This window comes from Catonella sp., from assembly GCF_052169795.1.
In the GTDB taxonomy this organism is placed as follows: domain Bacteria; phylum Bacillota; class Clostridia; order Lachnospirales; family Lachnospiraceae; genus Catonella.
Window position 1 is genome coordinate 1 of the sequence record NZ_JBQNBU010000135.1, and the last position, 4,313, is coordinate 4,313.

Sequence of the window (4,313 nt, forward strand, 5' to 3'; positions counted from 1 at the left end):
AAACAGGGCATATAACAGGGATTTTAATAAAGAAAAATTCCCTTTATATGTCCTGTTAAATTTTTGTACTCCATGCTAAGCTATTGGAAAAAGGAGGGATTTATGAAAGCTATAGAGGTAAAGGGTTTATGCAAAAATTTTGAATACTATGAAAAGAAAGAAGGCTTGAAAGGTTCTTTTAGAAACTTGTTTTCAAGGAAAAAACTTATAAAAGAAGCTGTAAAAGAAATGAGTTTTTCTATAGAAAAGGGTGAAATAGTAGGTTTTTTAGGTAAAAATGGAGCAGGTAAAACTACAAGTTTAAAGATGTTATCAGGAATTTTATATCCGACTTCAGGTAAAGCGGAAGTTCTTGGATTTACACCTTGGGAACGTAAGAATGAATTTAAAAAGAAAATATCTATTATAATGGGACAAAAAAATCAGCTTTGGTGGGACTTACCTGCTATTGACAGTATGGAACTAAGCAGGCAGATTTATAATATAGAGCTTAGAGACTATAAAAACCGACTGGAGGAAATGTCAGAACTTTTTGAAGTAGAGAAGCTTTTAAATGTTCAGGTAAGACGATTGTCATTAGGTGAAAGAATGAAGATGGAAATAATATTAGCCCTGCTTCATCAACCGGATATATTGTTTTTAGATGAGCCTACGATAGGGCTTGATATCATTTCACAGAAAAATATAAGAAAATTTTTAAAAGAATACAATGAAAAAAATAAGGTTACCATTCTGCTTACAAGCCATTATATGGAAGACATCAATGATCTTTGTAAGCGTTCCATAGTTATAAATCACGGAGAGATAGTTTATGATGGTGAAACTAAAAAAATAAGAGATTATCTTGGAAATAAAAAGATAATTAAACTTATTTTTAAACAGAAAATTGATGAAGATTTTACTAAGTACGGCAATGTGAAAGAGTACAAAGATAATATACTCACACTGGAGGCAGATAAGGAAAAAAGTAATGAAATTATGGCAAAACTGTTGGCTGAATACGATATAAAAGATTTTTTAGTAGAGGATGTATCAATAGAAGACGGAGTTACACTATTGTATCAGGGTGTAAAATAAAATGGAGAGAGGCTATGAAAAAATATATAAAATGCTTTTTAATGGGAATTTCTAAGGCTACTGAATATAGATTTGACTTTTTTAGCAGTTATTTTGGAGCAATATTTCCTATTTTAATACAGGTATCAATGTGGAAAGCCATATATGAGACCACCGGCGGAGGAATATTGTACGGATACACTTATCATCAGATGTTATTATATACATTTTTTGTAGGTGTAACTGCAAAATTTCTTTCTACAGGCTTTGAATGGGAAATGAATGATGATATAAAAAATGGAGGATTAAATAAGTATATAGTTAAACCGATAAATTATTGTTATTACAGAGGAGCCTGCTTTTTTGGAGAAAGATTTTCTCTGTCAATTATATTTTTAATTATACTTACAGTTATATCAGTAATATTTGGTATGCTTGGATATTTTAAAATAGATGCGATAAGGATAATTTATTTTATAACAGCAATAGTATTTTCGCTGATATTAAACTTTACATTTTTTTTTATAGTAGGGCTGTCAGGACTGTGGCTTACTGAAATATCAAGAATTTTTCCGGCAATTAGTGTAATAATTATGGTAATAAGTGGGGGGATATTTCCGCTTGATATACTGGGAGAACATTTTAACAAAGTAATATTATTTTTACCGGTTAAATATATGTTACAGTTTCCGGTGGAGATAATAACAGGAAAAGAGATGACAATACCTATATATTTTTCATTTGCCGTACAAATTTTTTGGATTGTTTTTTTGGGAAGTCTTGCAGGTATTTTGTGGAGAAAAGGATTAAAGAAATATGTTGCAGTGGGGGGATAGAGTATGATAAATTTGTTAAAAAGATACTTGGTTCTGATTTTTATGTTTGCAAGAAATTCACTTGCAGGACAGCTTGAATATAGAGTTAATTTTATTATGGGGGTATTGGTAGAGGCAGGATTTTTAGTTGTAAAACTCACTTATGTAGTTCTTATATATAAGACAGGAGTTAATATAAATGGAATGAGCCCTGATTATATGCTTGTTTTTATAGGAACATATACCATAATGACAGGAATTTATATGTCTTTTTATACTAATTTCTGGAATCTGACCAATTATATAAGAGAGGGAACTTTAGATTTATATCTGACAAAACCTGTGTCAGGATTATTTCTTGTGACTTTTAGATATATAGATTTTGCCACTCCGCTTCCTGCCATAACTGCCGGATTTATTATGCTTGGCATTGGGTGGAACAGATGTGGTTTCAGTGTTAATTTTAATAATATAGGGATATTTACAGGCTGTCTGACCGTAGGGACGGTGCTTACTTATTCTTTATTTTTAATGCCGCGTCTGCTTGGATTTTGGACTATGTCAACTACCGGTATTGCACAGATAAGCGATGCAATATGGGATTTTAACAATATGCCGATGAAGATTTATAATAAAATAATTCAGGAGATAGGTTGTTTTATTTTCCCGATATTTTTAATTACCAATGTTCCGGGGCTTATAATAGGCGGTTATATAAGCAGAATACTTTTAATTTGGTATTTTATGGCACCTGTAATTACGCTTAGTATATGTGTTATAATGTGGAGGGCAGGCATAAAAAGATATTCAAGTGCAAGCAGTTAAGGGAGGGAAGATGACTGTAAGAAATACATTTAGAGATAATCCTTCTTATATAATAAGGGAAATATGTGAAGATACAAATATTTCATATAACAGTGTATTTAAAGGACTTTGTAGTGAAAAAACAGTTTGTAAATATAAAAATGGAGAGAAACTTTTTGATATATTTATATTTAATACAATTTTAGAGAGGTTAGGAATTTCTACAGACCATTTTGAAATGATTGTGCCTGAGAGAGTGCATGAGTTTTTCTTATGGTATGAAAAATGTCTTGACTATGCGGAAAATAAGGATTGGAGAGGTTTAGCAAAAGGGATAGATGACTTTAGAAACATACTCTTAACAAATGAGAGAATACAGACAAGTTACAGAGATTTTTTTAATTATATATTGGAAAGAAACTGTAATGAAAATATGAAATCAGCTTATGAATATATAAAAAATGCCTTGTCGGCTACAGGAATAGACCTGTCTGTAATATATGAGAAAAATCCTCTTTTATCTTTATTTGAATGGCATTTACTTATTAATTTATGTGATATGGAAATTTTACTAAAACCTGAAAAAAGGTTAGAAATAACAGAAAAATTGTATGAAATTTATTTGTGCAAAATACAAACGATACCTGATAAAAATTTGAAAGGAAGGGTAATTCCAAAGCTTGCTCTTTTTATATTAAATACCTTCAAAGAGAAATTAGCCTTGGATAAAAGGCTTGGAATAGAAAAGAATACAATTAAAATAATGGTTAAAGCCGATACTGTATCGGAACTGCCTGCAATATTGGAGTTTTTTATAGAAGATGTGGAATCCTCATGTGAGGAGGCTGTATATATCAGACAATGTGAGGCATTAACAAGTATTTTTACAGATATTGATATTAAAGTTTCTTATAATATAAGCAGACCAAATGAAAACAGAAGAAGATATATTATTTTGTCAGATTATTTGAAATTAAAAAGAAAAGAGTCAGGACTTACCTGTGAGGAAGTAAGTGAAAGCATATGTTCGGTTGAAAATTATCAAAGAATTGAACGGGGGAAAATATTTCCAAGTACCAAGACTCTTATTTCTCTTGTAAACAGACTGGGAATAAGCTTTACTTTTATAAAAGGAGATATAGAAGCGGACAGTTATAAGGCTTTTTTATTAGCAAAGGAATGTGATAAGCTTATAGCCGCCAAGAAATTCAGGTCTGTAACAGAAAGACTTTCAGAACTTAAAGATAGTATAAATATGGATATATGGGAAAATTTACAATTTGTAAGACTTTTAGAAATAAAAATGAAAGAAGAAGTACCGGGAAAGAAAATCACTTTGCTAAATGAGTTGTTTGGTATAAAAGAAATATCAGGCAAACGCTATATATACACACCAACTGAAAATAGAGGTTTAAGTCTTTTAGCTGTGCTTACAGGGAGTGATTGTATTAAAATTCTTGAAGTTATGCTTGACAATGAAAATAAGAAAAGATATGTAAGTTGGCATAATATAAAGGATATAGTAAGGGCTTTGATACATTTATATAAAGAAAGAGGGGAGTATGAAAAAAGTAAGGCTCTTGCTGATAAGGCATTGAAAAGAATGTTTAGAGAAAATGATGTCAGTATTCTTGTACC

At 30.7% G+C, this 4,313-nt stretch carries 4 protein-coding genes; all 4 read left to right on the forward strand.

Annotation, left to right across the window (positions count from 1 at the left end; all coding sequences use genetic code 11):
• Positions 1-102 precede the first annotated feature (102 nt).
• Positions 103-1,077, forward strand: coding sequence for an ABC transporter ATP-binding protein (locus ACTTKP_RS11445; RefSeq protein ID WP_442554030.1), 975 nt, complete (start codon positions 103-105; stop codon positions 1,075-1,077).
• A gap of 14 nt (positions 1,078-1,091) precedes the next feature.
• Positions 1,092-1,892, forward strand: coding sequence for an ABC transporter permease (locus tag ACTTKP_RS11450; protein WP_442554031.1), 801 nt, complete (start codon positions 1,092-1,094; stop codon positions 1,890-1,892).
• Between the two features lie 3 nt (positions 1,893-1,895).
• Positions 1,896-2,696, forward strand: coding sequence for an ABC transporter permease (locus ACTTKP_RS11455; RefSeq protein WP_442554032.1), 801 nt, complete (start codon positions 1,896-1,898; stop codon positions 2,694-2,696).
• Positions 2,697-2,706: 10 nt separating this feature from the next.
• Positions 2,707-4,313 (forward strand): helix-turn-helix domain-containing protein (locus tag ACTTKP_RS11460; RefSeq protein ID WP_442554033.1); only part of this gene is annotated, 1,607 nt, incomplete at its 3' end.